Below are 20,091 nucleotides of genomic sequence, written 5' to 3' on the forward strand. Positions count from 1 at the left end.
CTCGATCACTCGTCCCCGGAACAACCTATGAACGCGCGGGGCCTCGGTCAACGCGGCCCGCCCCCTCGCCGGCGGAGCACACCACCGCTATGGTCCCGGCCCCGCCCTTCCCTCATCGGAGTTGCCATGCGTCCCTCGGGCCGCGCGCCGAACGCCCTTCGTCCCGTCTCGCTGCAGCTCAACCCGATCCGCCACGCCGAGGGGTCCTGCTTCGTCAAGTTCGGCCACACGCACGTGCTGTGCACCGCCTCGGTCGAGGCCAAGGTGCCGCCCTTCCTGCGCAACAGCGGTCAGGGCTGGGTCACCGCCGAATACGGCATGCTGCCGCGCGCCACCCACACGCGCACCGAACGCGAGGCGGCACGCGGCAAGCAGTCGGGGCGCACGCAGGAGATCCAGCGCCTGATCGGGCGCGCGCTGCGCGCGGCGATCGATCTCTCCGCGCTCGGCGAGACGACGATCACGCTCGATTGCGACGTGATTCAGGCGGACGGCGGCACGCGCACCGCCGCCATCACCGGCGCTTGGGTCGCGCTCGCCGCCGCCTGCCGTCGCCTCGTCGAGGCGCGCGTGCTCGGCGCCTCGCCGATCCGCACCCAGGTCGCGGCGGTCTCCTGCGGTCTCTATCGCGGCACGCCGGTGCTCGACCTCGACTACGCCGAGGATTCGGAAGCGGAAGCCGACGCCAATTTCGTGCTGACGGCGGAAGGAGGGCTGGTCGAGGTGCAGGCCACCGCCGAGAAGCGCCCCTTTCGGGCCGAGGAGCTCGCTTCGCTGCTCGATCTCGCCCGCGAGGGGTGCAGCAGCCTGTTCGCCGCGCAGCGGGAGGCGCTCGGTGGCGCGAGCTGAACACCGGCGGCTTCGCCGCGGCGACCGGCTCGTCATCGCCACCCACAATGCGGGCAAGCTGAGCGAGATCGCCGACCTCCTCGCCCCGTTCGACCTCGTCCTCGTCTCGGCCGGGGAGCTCGGGCTGCCCGAGCCCGCGGAAACCGGCTCGAGCTTCGCCGAGAACGCGACCCTGAAGGCGCTGGCGGCGGCGCGCGGCGCGGGCCTGCCCGCACTCGCCGACGACTCGGGGATCGGTTTCGCCGCGCTGAAGGGTGCCCCCGGCGTGCACACCGCCGACTGGGCGGTGCTGCCCGACGGGTCGCGCGACTTCGGGGTGGCGATGGCGCTCGCCCGCGCCCGCCTCGGCGAAGCGGCGGACAAGCGGGCCTGGTTCACCTGCTGCCTTGCGCTGGCTTGGCCCGACGGCGTGGTGGAGACCTTCGAGGGCCGCGTCGACGGGCAGTGGACATGGCCGCCGCGTGGGGCGCGGGGCTTCGGCTACGACCCGATGTTCGTGCCCGACGGCGAGCGGGAGACCTTCGGCGAGATGGAGCCCGCGCGCAAACACGCCATCAGCCACCGCGCGCGGGCCTTCGCCCTCCTTTCCGCCCGCCTGCGGCAAGGCGGGGCGTGAGGCCTCGCCCCCGGCTGCACCCGATCATGCCGCTCGGTGATCACAGACGTGAGATGACGGTTCTTTTACGGCCGCGACTCCCGCAACCCTGATATGCTTTGAGGGCGAAACGACGGACGAGGTGGCCCATGGGTGTGTCGCGGCGCGGTCTCGTAGCGGGGGTTTCGGCGGTCTCCGCGCTTAAGGCGCTCGCGCGCCCGGCCCGCGCCTCGGAGAAGATCCCGGTCGATGTTGCGCTCGTGCTCGCGGTCGACGTCTCGCGCTCGATCGACGAGGACGAGGCGAGACTCCAGCGCCAGGGTTACCGCAACGCGATGGTCGACCCCCGCGTGGTGAACGCGATCCGATCCGGCACCATCGGTGCCATCGGCCTTGCCTATGTCGAGTGGGCTTCGGCCGACTATCAGCGCCTCGTCATCCCCTGGACGAAGATCGACAGCATGGAGAGCGCGCAGGCCTGGGCGGCGGCCCTCGATGCCGCCCCGCGCGTGTCGATGAACTGGACTTCGATCTCGGGCGCGATCGAATTCTCCATGCGGGTGCTGGAGGATGCGCCCTTCGAGCCGACGCGGAAGGTGATCGACATCTCGGGCGACGGGGTGAACAACTCCGGCGCGCCGGTCACCTTGCTGCGCGACCTTGCCGTCGATGCCGGCATCACCATCAACGGCCTGCCGATCCTGAACGATCGCAGCCCGTTCGGCCGCCCGCACAACATGACGCTCGACCAGTACTTCGTCGAGTTCGTCATCGGCGGCCCTGGCGCCTTCGTCATTCCGGCCGACGACTTCGAGGCCTTCCAGGGGGCGGTGCTGCGCAAGCTGATCCGAGAGATTTCGGGCATCGCGGGGCCCACGCGGTTCGGCTGAGCTCGCTCGTGGGACGCTGACGTCCTTCCGCCGGTCGGCAAGCCGACCGCGGGAACGATCGATGACGACGACCCACGCTTCGCCGCTGCCACCCATCGCTGGTCGGTGTCGTCGCGGGAACCTGCGGTGCGTCGTCGCAGCTGCCCCCTTCCTGCGGGCGCCGCCAAGCCTTCGGCATGAACGTCACGACTGCACGGCGGGATGAGCGTCGGAAGCGGTCGCATTCGGCCGCCTGCTGCGGTCAGACCACGGGCAGCCAGAGGACGTCCTCGATCCGCGCCGCCCCCGTGGCCAGCATGACGAGGCGATCGAAGCCGAGCGCGATCCCCGAACAGGGCGGCAGGCCGGCCTCGAGTGCGGCGAGGAAATCCTCATCCGGCACCCGGTCCTCGCCGGTCGCCGCCCGCCGCTCTTCCCGCCACGCCGCGAAGCGCGCCCGCTGTTCGGCGGCATCGGTCAACTCCTCGTAGGCATTGGCGAGTTCGACCCCGGCCGCGAACAGCTCGAAGCGCAGCGCGACGCGGGGATCAGCGGGGTCGCGTCGCGCCAGCGCGGCTTCCGAGGCCGGCCAGTGGGTGAGGAAGCACGGCACGTCGCGCCCGATCGCGGGCTCGATGCGGCCGAGCAGGAGCCGGAAGAACACGTCCTGCCAGGTGTCGGCCGGTCGCAGCGGCTCTCCCGCCGCAGCCGCCAGCGCCAGCGCATCATCCGCCGTCGCCAGCAGATCGACGCCGAGCAGGCGGGCGAAGGCCTCCGCCATGGTCAGGCGCAGGAACGGGCGGTCGGTCGGCACCACGAGCCCGCCCCGCCGCAGGCCCTCGGGACAGACGGCGCGGATCAGCGCCTCCGTCTCGTCCATCAGCCCGGCAAGGTCGAGCCCCGGTCGATACCACTCGAGCAAGGTGAACTCGGGCTGATGCAGCGGCCCCGCCTCGCCGTTGCGGAAGACCCGGGCGAACTGGAAGATCGGCCCCGCCCCGCCTGCGAGCAGCTTCTTCATGGCGAATTCCGGGCTGAACTGCAGGAAGAGCGGGCGCTCCTCCATCCCGATCTTGGCGACGTAGCGGGTGGCGAAGGGGTCGAGATTGGGCTCCATTCCCGGGCAGGGCTGCAGGATGGGCGTCTCCACCTCGGTGTAGCCGCGCGCGGCGAGGAAGGCGGCGATCTCGGCGCGCAGGCGGGCGCGTCTTTGCAAATGCGGGCGACGGGCGGCGAGACGGTCGGTGCTCCACGGGGCGGAGAGCCGGGCGGGTCGGGCGGTCATGGCGGACCGTGATGTCGCCGGGTCTTTTGGGGAGCAAGGCTTGGCCTTAATGCAATTTTTACGGGTAGTATGGCCTACTCGCAGTTGTGTGCATTAAGGAGCCGTCCATGCTGGCGCGCCGGTTCAGTCGCATTCTGCTCGGGGTCGGATTGCTCGGCGCAGCCGCCGCTGCGGGCCTTCCGCACCTCACACACCGCATCTCCACCGCGGCAGTGGTGAATGCCGATCTCGTTCGCCTCTCCGCTCCCATCGCCGGCGTGGCGGATGCTGCCCTGCCGCAGCCCGGCACCGTCCTCCCGGCTGGAACGGAGGTGGTGCTCGTGCATCGCCTCGTGCCCGAGGAGCGCGAGCGGTTCCGCCTTGCGCAGGAGCTCGAGAGCGTGCGGGCGCAAATTGACCGGCTGAACGAGACGCTGGCGGTGCTCGCTGCCCATGAACGCGAGGTGACGGAGCGGGGGAGGAAGCTCGTCGCCGCGGCGGAGCAGGTGCTGTTGCGCGAGCGTGCCGAAGCCGCTGCTGCACGCCATGCCGCGCGGGCTCGCGCCAGCCAGGCGGCGGTGGAGCTCGCCCACGCCGAGGAGATGCACCGGCGCGGCCTGTTCGCCGCGCCGCGCGTGGAGGCGGCCCGTGCCGCCCTCGCCGCCGCCGAGTCGGAGGAGGAGGCGCTCACCGCCCGCATCGCGCGCATCGAGGCGCAAATCGGCGCGCTCGCGATCGGCGTGCATCTGCGCGACGGCTACAACGACGTCCCCTACAGCGTGCAACAGCGCGACCGGATCCTGATCATGCGCGAAGCGGCGCTCGACCGCTTGGCGGAGGCGCAGGCGCGCGAGCGCGTGCTGGTTGCCGCCCTGGCGGTCGAGGAGGAGGCGGCGCGCCGACGGGCCGCATTCTCCCAGCGCATCGAGACGCCGATGCTGGTCTGGCAGCGCCATGTCGCTCCCGGAGCGCCCGTCGGCGCCGGCGAGACGCTGCTCGACCTCGTGCGCTGCGACCGACTGTTCGTCGAGGTCTCTTTGCCGGACCGGGCCTTCGCCGCCGTGGGGCCCGGGGAGACGGCACGGGTGCGTCTGCCCGGCGGTCTCGCCCTGGAGGGCGGGGTCACCGCCTTGCGCGGGGCGGGCGCGAGAGCCAGCCGAAGCCTCGCCGCGGCGGAACTGCCGGGCGAGCCTGGCGCGCGGCTCACGGTCCGGGTCGCGCTGCCGGCCGACGCCGCCGAACGCCTGGCCCATCCGTCCGACGGCTCCTTCTGCGGCATCGGTCGGCTTGCGGAGGTCTCCTTCCCTGCCGGCCCGGGTTGGAACCCGGCCGAGCTTGCCCTCGCGCTCTGGCGCCGCGGCAGCGACCTTGTTTCCAGCCTCGCCAAGTCGCTCACACCGCCCGCCGCCGCCGAGCCCGCGAGCGGGCCGTGATCCACGACGTTCCGGCCGCCGCTTTCCTGCCGCTGGCGGCAGTGCTCGGCGCCTACCTGCTGGTTTCCGAGCTGCGACACGATCGCCTCGCTCGCGTGCTGACCGTGCTCGGCCTGCTGCTGATCGTCCTGCGCTATCTCGCCTGGCGCATGACGGCGACGCTCGATGGTCCTGGCATCGGGCCGGCCGACCGCGTGTTCATCCTCACCTTCTTCGCGGTCGAACTCCTCGGCCTGTTCGATGGGCTCGTGCTCGCCCTGATGATGTCGCGCCGGCGCGACAATTCGCCCGAGGCCGATCGGCATGAGGCGCGCCTGCGGGCGGCCGACCCGCGCACGCTGCCGGCCGTGGACGTGCTGATCGCCACCTACAACGAGCCGCTCGAGGTGCTGGAACGCACCATCCTCTGCGCCCGCGCGCTCGATTGGCCCGACGTGCGCGTCTGGGTCTGCGATGACGGCAGGCGTGCGTGGCTTGCCCGCTACTGCGCCGAAAAGGGCGTGGGCTATCTGACCCGGCCCGACAACAGGGGGGCAAAGGCCGGCAACATCAACGCAGCCCTCGCCCGCACCTCGGCCCCCTTCGTGCTGGTGCTCGACGCCGACTTCGCGCCGCGTCGCAACATGCTCTACCGCATGATGGGGTTCTTCGAGGATCCGCGCGTCGGCATCGTCCAGGCCCCGCACGCCTTCTACAACCCGGATCCGATGCAGCAGAACCTTGCGCTGCATCGCGTGCTGCCGGACGACCAGCGGCTCTTTTTCGACGAGATCATGCCCTGCCGCGATGCCTGGGACGCCGCCTTCTGCTGCGGCTCCAACGGCATCCTCCGCCGTTCCGCGATCGCGGAAATCGGCGGCCGGTTGCCCGAAGGCTCGATCACCGAGGACATGCTCACCACCCTCGTCCTGCTGCGGCGCGGCCACGTCACGCGCTACTTGAACGAAAAACTCGCCCTCGGTCTCGCCCCGGAATCGACTGCCGCCTTCTTCGTGCAACGCGCGCGCTGGGCACGCGGCGCGATTCAGATCCTCTTCCTCAGGCACGGTCCGCTCGGTCCCGGTCTCTCCTTCCTGCACCGGCTCTTCTTCCTCCCCACGCACTGGATCTCGGGCAGCCTCGTGCAGGCCTTCGCCCTGCTCGCCCCCCTCGTTTTCATGTTCACCGGCATTGTTCCGATCGCGAATCTGACACTGGTCGAGGTCCTGCAGTATCAGATCCCGACCGTGGTCGCCTTGTTCGCCGCTTTCGTCCGCCTCTCGCAGGGCGCTTACCAGCCCCTGCCAGCGGTCGTGCTCTCCGCGTTCAGTTGCGTGCGGCTGCTGCCCGCCGTTTTGTGGACATTCGTTCGGCCATTCGGCCACCCGTTCAGGGTGACACCAAAGGGGCGGGACGGACGAGCGGCCAACCGCGACGACCTGGTGTTGACGATCGCCGCGACGATCCTCCTCGCCACCATCGTCGGGTTGCTGATCAACGCGACAGTGGAAACGCAGGTGGTCGATCGCAATGCGCTCATTCCGATCGTCTCGGGCTGGGCCGTCTACAATGCCGTCGTGCTCGTGCTGGTCGGCGTGATGGCGACCGGACGCCCGCCCCAGCGGGCCGAGGAGCGGTTCGACATGGGCGGCGAGGCGGCGCAACTCCGGGTCGGCGACCGAACGATCCCGGTTTCGCTCGTCGACCTTTCGCTCGGCGGTGCCTTCGTCCGGCCTGATCAGCCGCTGCAAACCGATCTGCCAGCGCGCGTGACGGTCGCCCTGCGCAACGTGCCGCCGCTCCAGGCCCGGCTCGTCGGTCAGCGCAACGGTGGTTTCGCCTTCGCCTTCACCGATGTTTCCGACGCGGCGCGCGAGGCGCTCATCCTGCGCCTGTTGTCCGAACACCACCGCCCCGCCCTCGGCCCGGAGCGGCGGCGGCGCATCGCCGCCGAACTCCTCGCGCGAATCTTCCTGCCGCCCGCTCCGGCCAAGGCGGCCTGACAGCAGTCGCCGCGGCGCCCGCGCCGGCATGGGCCGAACGGCAGCGGCCCGGCGGCTCGCCCGCCAGCGGTGCGCGCGCTACATGGCGCCCCATGTTCGACGGCCCGCCGCCCGCCCGCACGCTCCGCGACATCCCCGCCCTCGCCGCTGCCGGCCTCGTCGCACGGCAGGACGCCGCCGCTCTCGCCGCCGTCGCCGACCGTTACGCCGTCGCCGTCACGCCGAACGTCGCCGCGCTGATCGACCCCACCGACGCGGCCGACCCGATCGCGGCGCAATACGTTCCCCACGTTGAGGAGCTCGTCACGCTTCCCGACGAGGCCGCCGACCCGACGGGCGATGGTCCGCACGGCCCCGTTCGCGGCGTCGTTCACCGCTATCCCGACCGCGCGCTGCTGCTCCCCACCCTCGCTTGCGCGGTCTACTGCCGCTTCTGCTTCCGACGCGACCGGGTGGGGCCGGACGGCGGCACGCTGACCGAGGCCGAACTCGACGCCGCCCTCGCCTACATCGCCGCGACCCCCGCCATCCGCGAGGTGATCCTCACGGGCGGCGACCCGCTCATTCTCTCGGCCCGACGCGTCGCGCACATCCTTCGCCGCCTCGCCGGCATGCCGCACGTGGAGACCGTGCGCGTGCACAGCCGAGTCCCCGTCGCCGACCCCGCGCGCATCACCGACGAACGCGTCGCCGCACTCGCCGATGGTCCCCCGCTCTGGCTCCTCGTGCACGTCAACCACGCCCGCGAACTCTCCGCCTCGGCCCTCGCCGCGCTCGACCGCCTGCGCGCGCGCGGCATTCCGCTCCTCGCTCAGACCGTCCTCCTCCGGGGCGTCAACGACAGCACGGAGGCGCTCGAGGCCCTGTTCCGTGCGCTGATCAGGGCCCGGGTCAAGCCGCACTACCTGCACCTGCTCGACCCGGCCCCCGGCACCGCCCGCTTCCGCGTGCCGCTCGCGCGCGCCCGCGCCCTGCACGCGAGCTTGCGCGGCCGCTTGCCCGGTCACGCCATCCCCGCCCTCGTGCTCGACATCCCGGGTGGTGCCGGCAAGGTGGAGGCGAACGCGCCCCGCCTGCTCCCCACGCCCGACGGCGGCTTCGTCGCCATCGACCCCTCGGGCGCCCCCCACGCCCTGCCCCCCGGCGTTGCCGCAGCGGCGGAAAGCGGCTAACTCCCCGCCCGACCCCCGACACTGCAGACGGATCGCCGTTTCGCCATGCCGAAGATGCAGGCCAACCAGATGCGCCCGGGCCACGTGATCGAGCACGAGGGCGAGCGCTGGACCATCCTCAAGAGCCAGATCAACACGCCCGGCAAGGGTGCGGCCGTGATCCAGGTCGAGATGCGCAACCTGCGCACGGGCGCGAAGAAGGACGAGCGCTGGCGCACGGTGGATACGGTCGAACGGCTGATGACCGAGGAGAAGGAGTACGACTACCTCTTCTCCACCGGCGACATACTCACGCTGATGGACAAGGAGACCTTCGAGCAGATCGAGGTGCCGGCCGACCTTTGCGGCGAAGCCAAGCAGTTCCTGCAGGAGGGTATGGTGCTGACGGTCGATCTCGTGGAAGGCGAGCCGGTCGCCGTGCACCTCCCGCCCACCGTGGTGCTCGAGGTCGCGCAGGCCGACCCGGTGGTGAAGGGGCAGACGGCCGCCTCCTCCTACAAGCCCGCCGTGCTGTCCAACGGCGTGCGAATCATGGTGCCGCCCTTCATCGAGACCGGGGACAAGGTCGTCGTCCGCACCGAGGACGCGACCTATGTCGAGCGCGCCAAGGGCTGACCGGCTCCGCTGCCCCCGTTCGCCCGACCGCTCGGTCCCGCCCGTGGCGCCCCCGCAATTCTCTCCGGCCGTCAACACCATGGTGGCGGCGGCCCGCAAGGCCGCGCGCCGGTTGTTGCGGGACTTCGGCGAGGTCGAACAGCTCCAGGTCTCGATCAAAGGGCCCTCCGACTTCGTCAGCCAGGCCGACCTTGCGGCGGAGGCGACGCTGAAGGCCGAACTCGCCAAGGGCCGCCCCGACCATGCCTTCCTGCTCGAGGAGGGCGGCACGCACGGTCCGGAGGGGTGGAAGTTCCGCTGGATCGTCGATCCGCTCGACGGCACCACCAACTTCCTGCATGGCATTCCGCACTGGGCGATCTCGATCGCGCTCGAGCGGCGTCTGGCCAAGACCACCGAGATCGTCGCCGGCGTGATCTTCTCGCCTGCCCAGAACGAGCTCTTCGTCGCCGAGAAGGGGGTCGGGGCCTACCTGAATGATCGGCGCATCCGTGTGTCGGCCCGGCGCGAGATGGCGGAGGCCCTGTTCGCCACCGGCATCCCCTACGCCGCGCTCCCCACCAAGCGCGCCTTCTCGGCCACCCTCGAGCGCATCATGCCGGAGGTCGCCGGCGTGCGGCGCTTCGGTTCCGCCGCCCTCGACCTCGCCTGGGTGGCGGCCGGCCGCTACGAGGGCTTCTGGGAGTTGGGGCTCAACCCTTGGGACATCGCGGCGGGCATCCTGCTCGTGCGCGAGGCGGGCGGCTTCGTCACCGACGAGAAGGGTGGGGATCCCCTCGCCTCGGGCAACGTGGTGGCGGCGAACCCGCATCTGCACGGGCGGCTGCGCGAGATCGTGCTGGCCGGGCTCGAGGCCGCCGCCTGAGGCAAGGGTCGCGGTCGTGGTGCGCCGCGTCGTGATCCGCTAGGGTCTCGCCGGATCGGCGGAAGACGGTCATCCTGCACGGCATGGCGTGGGTGGTTCGAGCCTCGGCGGGGGTGATGGTCGCGGCTGCGCTCGCCGCGGCGGCCGCCGCGCGCGACGGCCCCGTGCGCGTCGATCGCTCGGTGCTGGACAGTCTCGGCCCCCCACCCCCGGCGCCGCGGGCACCCGCCGAAGCGCCACGCGCGAGCGGCCTGCCGCTCGCCGCCGAAACCCTCTCACCGACGCCGGACACGAGGCCGCAGCCCCAGCGCCCGGTCCGCCGTCCCGTGCAGCCCGCCGCCCCGCCGACGGCCGCGGCCCCCCCCAACTCGCCCGCGCCCCTGCCCCTGCCGCCCGAGGCGGTGGCCCCGCCCCCCGTGAGGGCTGAAGCTGTCCCCCCCTTGCCGCTCCCGCCGCCGCTCGCCGAGCCGCCGCCACGCCCGGTCGCCGCGGTGCCGGCGGCACCCATGCCGACCGCACCGAGCCCCGTGCCGGCACAACCGCCCGCGCCCGCCGTCGGCCAAGCGGCCGCAGCGCCGCCGACGCCTTCCGCCCCTGCCGCGCCCCCGCCGGTCCGCGTCGTGCGCGCGCCGGGCACGCTCGCCCCCCTCCGCCTCCTCTTCGCCGGCGACAGTCAGGACCTCACCCCCGCCATGCGGGCCGACCTCAAAGCTCTCGCCGCCGCCCTGCCGGAGGACGAGACCGTCCGCCTCACCATCAACGCCTACGCCGGCGGCGACCCGGCGAACCCCTCCGTCGCGCGCAGGCTTTCGCTCTCCCGTGCGCTCGCCGTGCGCGCGGCGCTGATGGAGGAGGGCGTGCGCGCAACCCGAATCGACGTCCGCGCCCTCGGGCTTGCCGCCGGCGAGGGCCCGCCCGACCGTGTCGACATTCTGATCGGAGGCTCCCGCTCGTGACGCGCCCCCGCCCGTTCCTGTTGCGCATGGCGGGGTTCCTCGCCGCCGTGGGTGCGCTCGCCGCCGTGCTGCACGCCCCGCTCATCGAGGCCTTCGCCGCCAATCCGGCGCTGAACGCGCTGATCCTCGGCGTGCTCGTCCTCGGCATCGCCTACACGGTGCGCCAGGTCATCGCGCTCGATGCGGAAGTGGAATGGCTCGAGACCTTCCGCCGCAACCGCCCGGGCCTCGCCGGGCTGCCCGCGCCGCGCCTCCTCGCACCGATGGCGGCGATGCTGGCCGAGAAGCGCGAGCGCTTCACCCTCTCCGCCCTCGCCATGCGCAGCCTGCTCGACGGCATCCAGAGCAGGCTCGATGAAAGTCGCGAGCTCTCGCGCTACATGGTGGGGCTGCTGATCTTCCTTGGCCTCCTCGGCACCTTCTGGGGGCTTCTCCTCACCATCACCTCGATCGGCGAGGTGATCGCGGGCATGAGCATCGGCACGGGCGATCTGCCGATGCTGTTCAACCAGCTGAAGTCGGGGCTGGAGGCGCCGCTGAAGGGCATGGGCACCGCCTTCTCCACCTCGCTCTTCGGCCTCGGCGCCGCCCTCGTGCTCGGCTTCCTCGACCTCACCGCCGGCCAGGCGCAGAACCGCTTCTTCAACGACCTCGAGGAACTGCTGGCCACACAGACGCGTCTTTCTTCCGGCGCGCTCGGTGCGGAGGGCGAGGGCGGGGGCTCGGTGCCGCTCTACGTGCAGGCGCTCCTCGAGCAGACGGCGGAGAACCTGGAGAGCCTGCAGGGCATTCTCGCGCGCGGCGAGGAGGGGCGGATCGCCGCCAACCAGGCCGTGCTGTCGCTGACCGAACGCCTCGGCCAGCTCACCGACCAGATGCGCGCCTCGCAGCAGCTCCTGCTCAAGGTGGCGGAGGGGCAGAGCGAGCTTCGCCCAGTGCTCGCGCGGCTGGCGGATGCGCAGTCGGTCGGCGCGCTGGATGACGCCACCCGGGCGCACATCCGCAACATCGAGGTCTATCTCGCCCGGCTTCTCGACGAGACGACGCAGGGCCGCGTGCAGAGCACGAATGAGATCCGGAGCGAGATCAAGCTCCTTGCCCGCACGATCGCGGCGCTGGCCGAGGAGCAGCCGCGGTGAGCGGCGGCGCCTGAGGAGCGAGCGGGAGAGGCGCGATGCCGGCCGTGCAGTCGAGGCGAAGCCGAGGGGGGTTCGATCCGTGGCCCGGTTACGTGGACGCGCTGTCCACGCTGCTGATGGTCATCATCTTCGTCCTGCTCGTCTTCGTCCTCGCCCAGGCTTTCCTGTCCGCCGCCCTCTCGGGGCGTGACCAGGCGCTGGCGCGGCTCAATCGCCAGATCGCGGAACTCTCCGACATGCTGGCGCTGGAACGCGGCACCTCGGAGGAACTGCGCGCCTCGGTCGCCCGGCTGTCCGCCGACCTGCGTGCGGCCTCCGCCGCGCGCGACACCCTCGCCCGTCGCCTCGAGGCGGCACTCGCCGAACGCGATCGGGCAGGCAGCGAACGCGACGCGCTCGCCCGCGAACGCGACCGCCTCGCCGGGCTGCTCGCCGATGCGCAAGGCCGCGCAGAAGTGGCGCTCAATCGCCTGTCGCGGCTCGAGGCGCAGCTCGCGGAGGCGCTGACCCGGGCCGATCAGGCCCGGATCGAGGCGGACACCCGTGCCCGCGCCGAGGCCGAGACCGCGCGCGCCCTCGCCGAAGCCCGCCGTGCCCTGGAGGAGGAGCGCGCCGCACTCGCGCGCCTGCGCGAGGAGGCGGCGGCTCTCGATCGCGAGGTACAGGTCGGACGGGAGACCATCGCCGCGCGTCTGAGCGAACTCGCGCGCCTCGGCGCCGAGGTGCAAGCCCTCGCCGCCCTGCGGGATCGGCTGGAGGCGGAAGTGGCGCGCGCCGCCGCGCGGGCGGTGAGCGAGGAGGAGAGCCGTCGCGCCGTCGAAGCGATGCTGGCGGAGGAACGCCGCCTGGGCGAGACCGCCCGCGCCCAGGTCGCTCTCCTCAACCGCCAGATCGCGGAACTGCGCGCCCAGATCGCCCGCCTCGCCGCCGCCCTCGATGCCGCCGAGGAATCGGGCCGCGACAAGGACGCGCAGATCGCCAATCTCAGCCAGCGCCTCAACCTCGCGCTTGCCGCCAGGGTCGAGGAATTGCAACGCTACCGCAGCGAGTTCTACGGCAAGATGCGCGAGGTGCTCGGCAACCGCGCCGACATCCAGGTGGTGGGCGATCGCTTCGTGCTGCCCTCTGAGATCCTCTTCCCGCCCGGTTCGGCCGACCTCAACGCGGAAGGGGCGGAGCAGATCCGCCGCATCGCGGGCGTCATTCGCGAGCTTGCGCGCGAGATCCCGCCCGAGATCCCCTGGATCCTGCGCGTCGACGGCCACGCCGACCGCACGCCGATCGCGCCGGGCGGGCGCTTCGCGTCGAACTGGGAGCTCTCCGCCGCGCGCGCGATCACCGTGGTGCGCCTGCTCGCGCTCCTCGGCGTGCCGGAAAACCGGCTCGCCGCCACGGGCTTCGGCGAGTTCCAGCCGATCGACCCGCGCGACACGCCCGACGCGCTCGCCCGCAACCGCCGCATCGAGTTCCGCCTGACCGACCGCTGAGGTTTCGTCAGCGCGCGGAGGCCAACGCCGCCTCCTCGATCGCGAGCGCGACCGCGAGCGCCGCCCGCCCCGCCTCGCCATCCACCACGACGGGCGCCTCGCCGCGTACCGCGGCGACGAAGGCGGCGAGTTCGGCGGCGAGCGGATCGGCCTCCTGCCAGGATTCGCTTTCCACCGTATCGTTCCGTGTCCGCAGCAGGCGGCGCGCGACGAGATCGACCACCACCGATCCCTCGCCGTCGTGGAGCCGCGCCACGCGCTCCACGGCGGGGGCGAGGCGCGAGGCGCTGAACTGCGCCACCCTTCCGTTCGCGAACGTCACCCGCGCGAGCGCGACATCGAGGGTGGGCGACCGCACGGCGCGCCCGACGGCCTCGATCTGAACCGGGACGGCGGCCGCCAGCACCAGGGCGAGGTCGATGTCGTGGATCATCAGGTCGAGCACGACCGAGACATCGGTGCCGCGCGGGCGGAACGGCCCGTGGCGGAGGAACTCCATGGCGAAGGGATCGCGCACGAAACGGCCGAGCAGACCCTGCGCGGCGGAGAAGCGCTCGAGATGGCCGACCTGCAGCACCACCTCAGCGGCCTTCGCCGCCGCAACGAGCGCATCCGCCTCGTCGAGCCGGGTGGCGAGCGGCTTCTCCATCAGCAGATGACGGCGCGCGCCCAGCACGCGCAGGCCGAGCTCGTAATGCGCGCGCGTCGAGGCGGCGACGATCACCGCCTCCGCCTCGCCGAGCGCCTCCTCCAGCGAGGCGAAGGCGCGGCCGCCGGTTTCGGCGACGAGACGTTCGGCCTTGGCGGGATCGCGATCGAGGATGCCGACAAGATCGACGCGCGGATCGGCGGCCGCCTTCAAGGCATGGTAGCGGCCGAAATGGCCGGCGCCGACGACGGCGAGACGGACGGGCGACGACATACGGGAGAATGCTCCACGGTTCGGTTCGTTCCGCGCCTTCCTTCCGACACCTTGGCGAACGATCCAAGAGGCGGCAGATTGCCGTTTCGATACGACACCGCGCCGTTCGGCGCGCATGTGGTGTCGGCAACGGGAAGAACGGTCAGGGGAGGTCCATGCACGGCATGGTGGCGGCGCCGGTGCGCGCCCGGCAGGGCGAGCGTGCGGTCGTTTGGGTCTTCGGCGGCGCATTCTTCGCCTCGGGCTTCGCCGCGCTTCTGTATCAGGTGATCTGGCAGCGCATGCTGGGCCTGTTCGCGGGCTCGGATGCGGTGACCGCCGCCCTCGTCGTCGGCGCCTTCCTGCTCGGGCTCGGCCTCGGCTCGCTCGCCGCCGGGCTGGCCGCCGACCGGCTCGCGCCGCGCCGCGCCGCCACCGCGTTCGCGCTGATCGAACTCGGCATCGCCGGCTTCGCCCTCCTCTCCCGCCCCTTCCTGTACGACCTGGTGGTGGAGGAACTCGGGCCCCTGATGACGAGCCGCTGGGAGGTGTTCGCCGTCTGCTTCGCGGGGCTCCTGGTGCCGACCTTCCTGATGGGCCTGTCGCTTCCCGTGCTCGCCAAGGCGGTGGTGGCGCGAATCGAGCAGGCGGCGAACCGAATCGGCCTCCTCTACGGCATCAACACGCTCGGCGCGGCCGCCGGCACGCTGATCGGCGGCTTCCTCATCGTCGGCACGATCGGCTTCGAGGCGTCGCTGCGCGCCGCTGCGGTGCTCAATGCACTCGCCGCCGCGGCCGCGCTGCTGATACGGCCCTGGCTGTCGCCCGACCGGCCAGAGCCCGCCCCGCGGGCGCGCGCGATCGCGGCCCGGCGCGAGGCGAGCGCGCTCGGTCTTCCCGCCTGGACGCTGCTCGTCTTCCTCTCCGGTTTCCTCATCGTCGCCCTCGAGATCCTCTGGGTGCGCGTGCTCGGCATCGCGGGCCAAGGCTCGGCCTACGCCTTCCCGCTGATCCTCGGTGTGTTCCTGCTCGCCGACGGGGCGGGCCTCCTGTACGGCGCGCGTTGGGTGGCGCGTGTGGAGGATCCGCGCCGCGCCTTCATCCTGCTGCAAGGCTGGGCCGCGCTCGTCGCCGCCCTCACTCTACTCGGGCTGTGGCTGATCTACCCCTTCCCGCCCTTCGCCGAAACCATGGGGGTGGATGCGAACCGGGTCGGCACGGCGGCACTCGCCCGGCTGTCGCTGCTCGCCGCCGTCCTCGTCGGGCCGCCCGCCTTCCTGCTGGGCATGAGCTTCCCGCTGGTGCAGAAGGCGGTGCAGCGCGACCTCGCCTCGGTCGGCTTCCGCGTTGGCATGGTCCAGCTCGGCAACATCGTCGGCAACGCGGCGGGCTCGCTCGCCTCGGGCCTGGTGATGCTCCATCTGCTCGGCACCGCCGGCACCACATCGGCTCTCGTTCTGCTCGCCGGGCTGATGCTTCTGTGGTGGACCTGGTTCGCCGCGTCGGAAGGCCAGCGCGAGCGGGCGGGGCTTGCGCTCGCCGCGGCACTCGTCGCCCTCGTTGTCGTCTTCCCGCGCAACGAGGCGTGGTGGAGCCGGATCCACGCCGTCGACGAGGATGGCGAGACAGGGCTCGTCGCCGAGGACCGCTCCGGTGTGGTGGTGCTCCGGCTGAAGGATGGCGAGGGGCCGATGTTCATCTCCGGCCATGCGCAGAGTCGGGTGCCGTTCCACCCCCATCACGTCTTCCTCGGCGCGATCGGCCCCGCCATCCACCCGATGCCGAAGGAGGTGATGGTGATCGGGGTCGGTTCGGGGGGCACGCCCTACGCCGCCGGCTGGCGCCCCGAGACCCGCACCGTGCGCGCGATCGAACTCGTGCAGCCCGTCTACGACGTCATCCGCGCCTACGCCAGGCTTGCGCCGAACAGCGCCCCCGCCTGGCTCGCCCGCGATTCGCGCTTCGAGCTCGCGGTGGGCGACGGGCGGCGGGAGATCTTCGTCTCAGGCCGGCGCTGGGACGTCATCGAGGCCGACGCGATCCTGCCCTACACCTCGCACTCGGGCATGCTCTACTCCGTCGAGTTCCTGCGCCAAGTGAGGGACAGCCTGAACGAGGGCGGGATCTTCGTGCAATGGGCGCCGACCAAGCGGGTGGTGCAGTCCTTCGTCTCGGTCTTCCCGCACGTCATCCTGCTGCGCCCGATCTCGGTGCTGATCGGATCGAACCTGCCGATCCCGTGGGACCCGGACGAGGTGCTGGCCCGGCTCGACAGCGCGGCCTTCCGCGCCTGGGCGCAGCGGGCCGGGGTGGATCCCCGCGCGTTTGCGCAGATGATCGCTGCCCAGGCGGTGGTCTGGGGGCCGGAGACGGTGCGCCGCGAGGGCGAGATCAACACCGACCTCTTCCCCCGCGACGAGTACTACCTCAACAATCCCGTCGAGTGGCCGGACGGCACCTGGCACTGAGTGTCCTGCCCGTCGCCGTCTTGGCCTTCCTCGGCGGCCATGATACCGCCGGGCAACGAAACGAGACGGAGGCGGAGGATGACGGAGGCGGATGCAAGCCCCGGGGCAGGCCGTTGATGCGCCGGATCGATCTCGGCGACGTCGTGGGCGGGCTCCTCCTCGTCGCCTTCGGACTGTGGTTCGGCGCTTACGCGCTCGAACACTACGCCTACGGCACGGCGCGGCGCATGGGCCCGGGCTACTTCCCCGCCTGGGTCGGTTTCTTGGTCGCGGGCCTGGGCGGCGTGATCGCGCTGTTGGGCTTCCTGCGCGCCGGTGACCCGATCGTCATCCGCCTCCGCCCGCTGATCGCCGTCATCGCCGCGACCGGCGTGTTCGCGCTGACGGTGGAACGGTTCGGTGTCGTTCCGGCCGTCGTGGCGCTCGTGTTCGTCGCCGCCCTCGGCGAAAGCCCCTATCGCCTGCTGCGCACCACGCTGCTCGCCCTCGGCCTCGCCGCCCTTGCCGTCGTGCTGTTCGCCTGGGGCCTCGGCATCCCCTTCCAGCCCTTCCGGTGGAACCCATGAGCGACCTGCTCGCCAACCTGGCGATGGGCTTCTCCGTCGCCTTCTCGCTGAAGACGCTGTTCTGGTGCTTCGTCGGCGTCTTCATGGGCACCTTCATCGGCGTGCTGCCGGGGATCGGGCCGCTCGCCACCATCTCGATGCTGCTGCCCGTCACCTTCCACCTCGATGCGACGAGCGCGATCATCATGCTCGCCGGCATCTACTACGGGGCGAACTACGGCGGCTCGACCGCCTCCATCCTGCTCAACCTGCCCGGCACGCCGTCTTCGGCCGTCACCTGCCTCGATGGCTACCCGATGGCGAAGCAAGGCCGCGCCGGTGTGGCGTTGATGGCGACCACGCTGGCGTCCTTCATCGGCTCCTCGATCGGTATCCTGCTGTTCACCGGCTTCGCCCCTGCGCTCGCGGAGATCGGGCTCAAGTTCGGCCCGGCCGAGTACTTCGCCATGATGCTGTTGGGGCTCGTCGCCGCCTCCACCGTCGCCACCGGTGCGCCGCTCAAGGGGGTGGCGATGGTGGTGGTCGGCGTCGCCCTGGGCCTGGTGGGGACCGACGTGCAGACCGGCCAGCAGCGCTTCACCTTCGGTCTCCTGCCGCTCGCCGACGGGATCAACCTCGTCTCCCTCGCCATGGGGATGTTCGGCATCGCCGAGGTGATCAACTCCGTCGGCCGGGTGGCGCAGCAGCGGAGCACCTACCGCTCGTCCGTGCTGCCCTGGACGCGCGACTTCTGGCGCGCGATGGACCCGGGGCGCGAGGACTGGCGGCGCATCCCCGGTTCCTCCGTGCGCGGCTCCGCCATCGGTTCCTTCTTCGGTGCCCTGCCGGGCACGGGCCCCACCATCTCCGCCTTCCTCGCCTACGCGCTCGAGAAGAAGATCGCGCGCGAGCCGAAACGGTTCGGCCATGGCGCGATCGAGGGCATCTCCTCGCCGGAGGCCGCCAACAACGCCGCCGCGCAGACGGCCTTCATCCCCACCCTCACCCTCGGGATTCCGGGCGACGTGGTGATGGCGCTGATGCTGGGCGCCCTGATCATCCAGGGCATCCAGCCGGGGCCGCGGCTCGTGGCCGAGCATCCGCAGCTCTTCTGGGGCCTGGCGGCCAGTTTCTGGATCGGCAACGTGATGCTCGTGATCCTCAACCTACCGTTGATCGGCATCTGGGTCGCGATCCTGCGCATCCCCTACTCGATCCTCTACCCCGCCATCCTCGTCTTCCTGGTGATCGGCGTCTATTCGGTGAACAACTCGGTGTTCGACGTCGTCACCTGCATTCTGTTCGGCTTCGTCGGCTACGCGATGAACCTGATGCGCTTCGAACCGGCCCCGCTCCTGCTCGGCTTCGTGCTCGGTCCGCTGATGGAGGAGCACCTGAGGCGCGCGATGCTGCTCGCCCGCGGTGACCCGATGGTCTTCCTCGAGCGCCCGATTTCGGCGACCTTCGTCGCGATCACCGCCGTTCTCCTGCTGCTCGCCCTCTGGTCGAGCCTGAAGCCGAAGCGGGCGGAGGGCTTCTCGGCACCGATCTGACGGGCGGGGCCGGGCAGCAGCGGCCACCCGTTACCCTTCGTCACTGCGCTGCCGCCGGGCTCCGCGCTAGCGTCTGGTCATGAGCCGGGTTGGCGCCGTCGCCGCCATCCGCTTCGGGCTCGGTCCGCGGCCCGGGGAGTGCGCGGCTATCGCCCACGACCCGAAGGGCTGGGTGCTGGCCCAGCTCGAGCGCGTCCCGCCGCTGCCCTCTTCCCTCGATCAGGCGGATCCAACCGCCGAGCAAGGCCTCGCCACCTTGCTCGAAACCCAGCGCAACCGCCCGCCCCCCCGGCACGCCAAGCCCGATCGCCACCGCCTACCAGCAGAGCATGATCGCGCTCCCCGCGCACAGGCCGACGGCGGAAACGCCGGTGATCGAGCGGCTCGCCCTCCGTCTCGTCCGCCCCTACGTCGCCGATGATCCGCCGGCGGGCCTCGTCGCGACGGTGGAACGGCGGCTGGCCGAAACGGGCGGCGATCTCGGGGCGGCGATGCGCGCCCTGATCGAGCACCCGCTCGCGTGGGAAGCCCCGCTCGCCAAGCTCCGAACGCCTGCGGCGTTCGTCATCGCCGCCCTGCGCGCGACCGGCGCCCCGCTGCCGCCGCCCGCCCGCTTCGCCGCCTTCGGCGAACTCGGCCAGCCCCTGTTCACCGCGCCCTCGCCGAAGGGCTGGCCGGACGAGGCCGCCGCCTGGGCAGCACCCGAATCGATCCTGCGCCGCATCGACTGGGCCGGCCGTCTCGCCGCACGGCTGACCGACCCGCCCGATCCGCGCGAGCTCCTGGACGCGGTGCTCGGCCCGCTGGCGGATGCAGAGACGCGGGCTGCCGTGCGCGGCGCGCCGTCGGTGCGCGAGGGCGTGCTGCTCGGTCTCGCCTCCCCGGCCTTCCAGAGGAGATCGCGCGATGCCGCTGGGCCGCCGCGGCCTCCTGCTCGGCCTCACCGCCCTCGCCGCCGGGGCGCACCGCGTCGCCTTCGCCGCCGCTCCGGGCGAGGCGCGCCTCGTCGTCGTCATCCTGCGCGGCGGCCTCGATGGGCTGGCCGCCGTGCAGCCCTACGGCGCCCCTCTGCTGGTCGAGCTGCGCGCGCCGCTCACCCTGAGCGGAGGGTGGCCTGATCGACCTCGGCGGCCGCTTTGGGCTGCATCCCGCGCTTGCCACGCGCGGCGCCTGGTAGGCGGCGGGCGAGGCGGCGATCGTGCACGCGGTGGCGGGGCCCCACCGGACGCGGAGCCACTTCGACGCGCAGGACGCGCTCGAATCGGGGGCGGAACGCCGTTTGGAGGACGGTTGGCTCAATCGCGCCGTCGCCGCCCTGTGGCCGGCGGAGACCGGGCCGGCGGATGGCCCCTCGCGCCGTGCCGTCGCCCTCGGCCAGGGCCTGCCGCTTCTCCTGCG

General features: G+C 71.9%; 17 protein-coding genes. 15 read left to right on the forward strand and 2 right to left on the reverse strand.

Annotated elements, in window-relative coordinates; all coding sequences use genetic code 11:
* Nucleotides 1-126: 126 nt before the first annotated feature.
* The 3 genes from rph (at nucleotide 127) to DWB05_RS11730 (ending at nucleotide 2,334) form a co-directional block, all read left to right on the forward strand.
* Nucleotides 127-849, forward strand: coding sequence for a ribonuclease PH (rph, locus tag DWB05_RS11720; protein ID WP_114377375.1), 723 nt, complete (start codon nucleotides 127-129; stop codon nucleotides 847-849).
* Entirely contained in the window at nucleotides 836-1,465 is a 630-nt protein-coding gene (locus DWB05_RS11725) for a non-canonical purine NTP pyrophosphatase (protein WP_114377376.1), read from the forward strand. Before rph ends, DWB05_RS11725 begins: the two co-directional genes overlap by 14 nt.
* 128 nt (nucleotides 1,466-1,593) lie before the next feature.
* Complete coding sequence (locus tag DWB05_RS11730) at nucleotides 1,594-2,334, forward strand: DUF1194 domain-containing protein (protein WP_114377377.1); 741 nt, start codon at nucleotides 1,594-1,596, stop codon at nucleotides 2,332-2,334.
* A gap of 241 nt (nucleotides 2,335-2,575) precedes the next feature.
* On the opposite strand, the gene epmA is transcribed toward DWB05_RS11730, so the two are convergent.
* On the reverse strand, nucleotides 2,576-3,598 hold the full coding sequence (gene epmA / locus DWB05_RS11735) for an EF-P lysine aminoacylase EpmA (RefSeq protein ID WP_114377378.1): 1,023 nt from the start codon (nucleotides 3,596-3,598) through the stop codon (nucleotides 2,576-2,578).
* Between the two features lie 107 nt (nucleotides 3,599-3,705).
* On the opposite strand from epmA, the gene DWB05_RS11740 reads away from it, so the two are divergent.
* From DWB05_RS11740 to DWB05_RS11775, 8 genes are all read left to right on the forward strand, one after another.
* On the forward strand, nucleotides 3,706-5,010 hold the full coding sequence (locus DWB05_RS11740; RefSeq protein WP_114377379.1) for an HlyD family secretion protein: 1,305 nt from the start codon (nucleotides 3,706-3,708) through the stop codon (nucleotides 5,008-5,010).
* Nucleotides 5,007-6,992, forward strand: a complete 1,986-nt coding sequence (locus DWB05_RS11745; RefSeq protein WP_114377380.1) for a glycosyltransferase — start codon at nucleotides 5,007-5,009, stop codon at nucleotides 6,990-6,992. The genes DWB05_RS11740 and DWB05_RS11745 overlap by 4 nt, the downstream gene beginning before the upstream one ends.
* A 92-nt stretch (nucleotides 6,993-7,084) precedes the next feature.
* Nucleotides 7,085-8,164, forward strand: a complete 1,080-nt coding sequence (locus DWB05_RS11750; protein WP_114377381.1) for a lysine-2,3-aminomutase-like protein — start codon at nucleotides 7,085-7,087, stop codon at nucleotides 8,162-8,164.
* A gap of 45 nt (nucleotides 8,165-8,209) precedes the next feature.
* Nucleotides 8,210-8,779 (forward strand): elongation factor P, encoded by a 570-nt coding sequence (gene efp / locus DWB05_RS11755; RefSeq protein ID WP_114377382.1) that lies wholly within the window; start codon nucleotides 8,210-8,212, stop codon nucleotides 8,777-8,779.
* Nucleotides 8,780-8,858: 79 nt separating this feature from the next.
* Nucleotides 8,859-9,644, forward strand: a complete 786-nt coding sequence (locus tag DWB05_RS11760) for an inositol monophosphatase family protein (RefSeq protein ID WP_114377383.1) — start codon at nucleotides 8,859-8,861, stop codon at nucleotides 9,642-9,644.
* 83 nt (nucleotides 9,645-9,727) lie between these two features.
* Nucleotides 9,728-10,600 (forward strand): OmpA family protein, encoded by an 873-nt coding sequence (locus tag DWB05_RS11765; protein ID WP_232818520.1) that lies wholly within the window; start codon nucleotides 9,728-9,730, stop codon nucleotides 10,598-10,600.
* Nucleotides 10,597-11,739 (forward strand): MotA/TolQ/ExbB proton channel family protein, encoded by a 1,143-nt coding sequence (locus tag DWB05_RS11770; RefSeq protein WP_114377384.1) that lies wholly within the window; start codon nucleotides 10,597-10,599, stop codon nucleotides 11,737-11,739. The genes DWB05_RS11765 and DWB05_RS11770 overlap by 4 nt, the downstream gene beginning before the upstream one ends.
* Nucleotides 11,740-11,831: 92 nt before the next feature.
* Nucleotides 11,832-13,226 carry a peptidoglycan -binding protein gene (locus DWB05_RS11775; RefSeq protein ID WP_232818521.1) on the forward strand — a complete coding sequence of 465 codons (1,395 nt, stop codon included), beginning with the start codon at nucleotides 11,832-11,834 and terminating at the stop codon, nucleotides 13,224-13,226.
* 7 nt (nucleotides 13,227-13,233) lie between these two features.
* Here DWB05_RS11775 and DWB05_RS11780 read toward each other — a convergent pair whose 3' ends face one another.
* The gene (locus DWB05_RS11780) at nucleotides 13,234-14,148 is read right to left on the reverse strand and encodes a Gfo/Idh/MocA family protein (RefSeq protein ID WP_114377386.1); all 915 of its coding nucleotides are present in this window, start codon (nucleotides 14,146-14,148) and stop codon (nucleotides 13,234-13,236) included.
* Nucleotides 14,149-14,303: 155 nt separating this feature from the next.
* On the opposite strand from DWB05_RS11780, the gene DWB05_RS11785 reads away from it, so the two are divergent.
* The 4 genes from DWB05_RS11785 (at nucleotide 14,304) to DWB05_RS11805 (ending at nucleotide 19,811) form a co-directional block, all read left to right on the forward strand.
* Nucleotides 14,304-16,595 (forward strand): fused MFS/spermidine synthase, encoded by a 2,292-nt coding sequence (locus DWB05_RS11785; protein ID WP_198669153.1) that lies wholly within the window; start codon nucleotides 14,304-14,306, stop codon nucleotides 16,593-16,595.
* Nucleotides 16,596-16,711: 116 nt separating this feature from the next.
* Nucleotides 16,712-17,161 carry a tripartite tricarboxylate transporter TctB family protein gene (locus DWB05_RS11790; protein ID WP_157967178.1) on the forward strand — a complete coding sequence of 150 codons (450 nt, stop codon included), beginning with the start codon at nucleotides 16,712-16,714 and terminating at the stop codon, nucleotides 17,159-17,161.
* A complete protein-coding gene (locus DWB05_RS11795) occupies nucleotides 17,158-18,693 on the forward strand; it encodes a tripartite tricarboxylate transporter permease (RefSeq protein ID WP_114377389.1) in 1,536 nt (511 codons plus the stop codon). Before DWB05_RS11790 ends, DWB05_RS11795 begins: the two co-directional genes overlap by 4 nt.
* A gap of 329 nt (nucleotides 18,694-19,022) precedes the next feature.
* Complete coding sequence (locus DWB05_RS11805; protein WP_232818522.1) at nucleotides 19,023-19,811, forward strand: DUF1800 family protein; 789 nt, start codon at nucleotides 19,023-19,025, stop codon at nucleotides 19,809-19,811.
* Nucleotides 19,812-20,091 lie beyond the last annotated feature (280 nt).

It is taken from the genome of Elioraea thermophila (ex Habib et al. 2022) (assembly GCF_003336755.1).
GTDB classification, from domain to species: domain Bacteria; phylum Pseudomonadota; class Alphaproteobacteria; order Acetobacterales; family Acetobacteraceae; genus Elioraea; species Elioraea thermophila.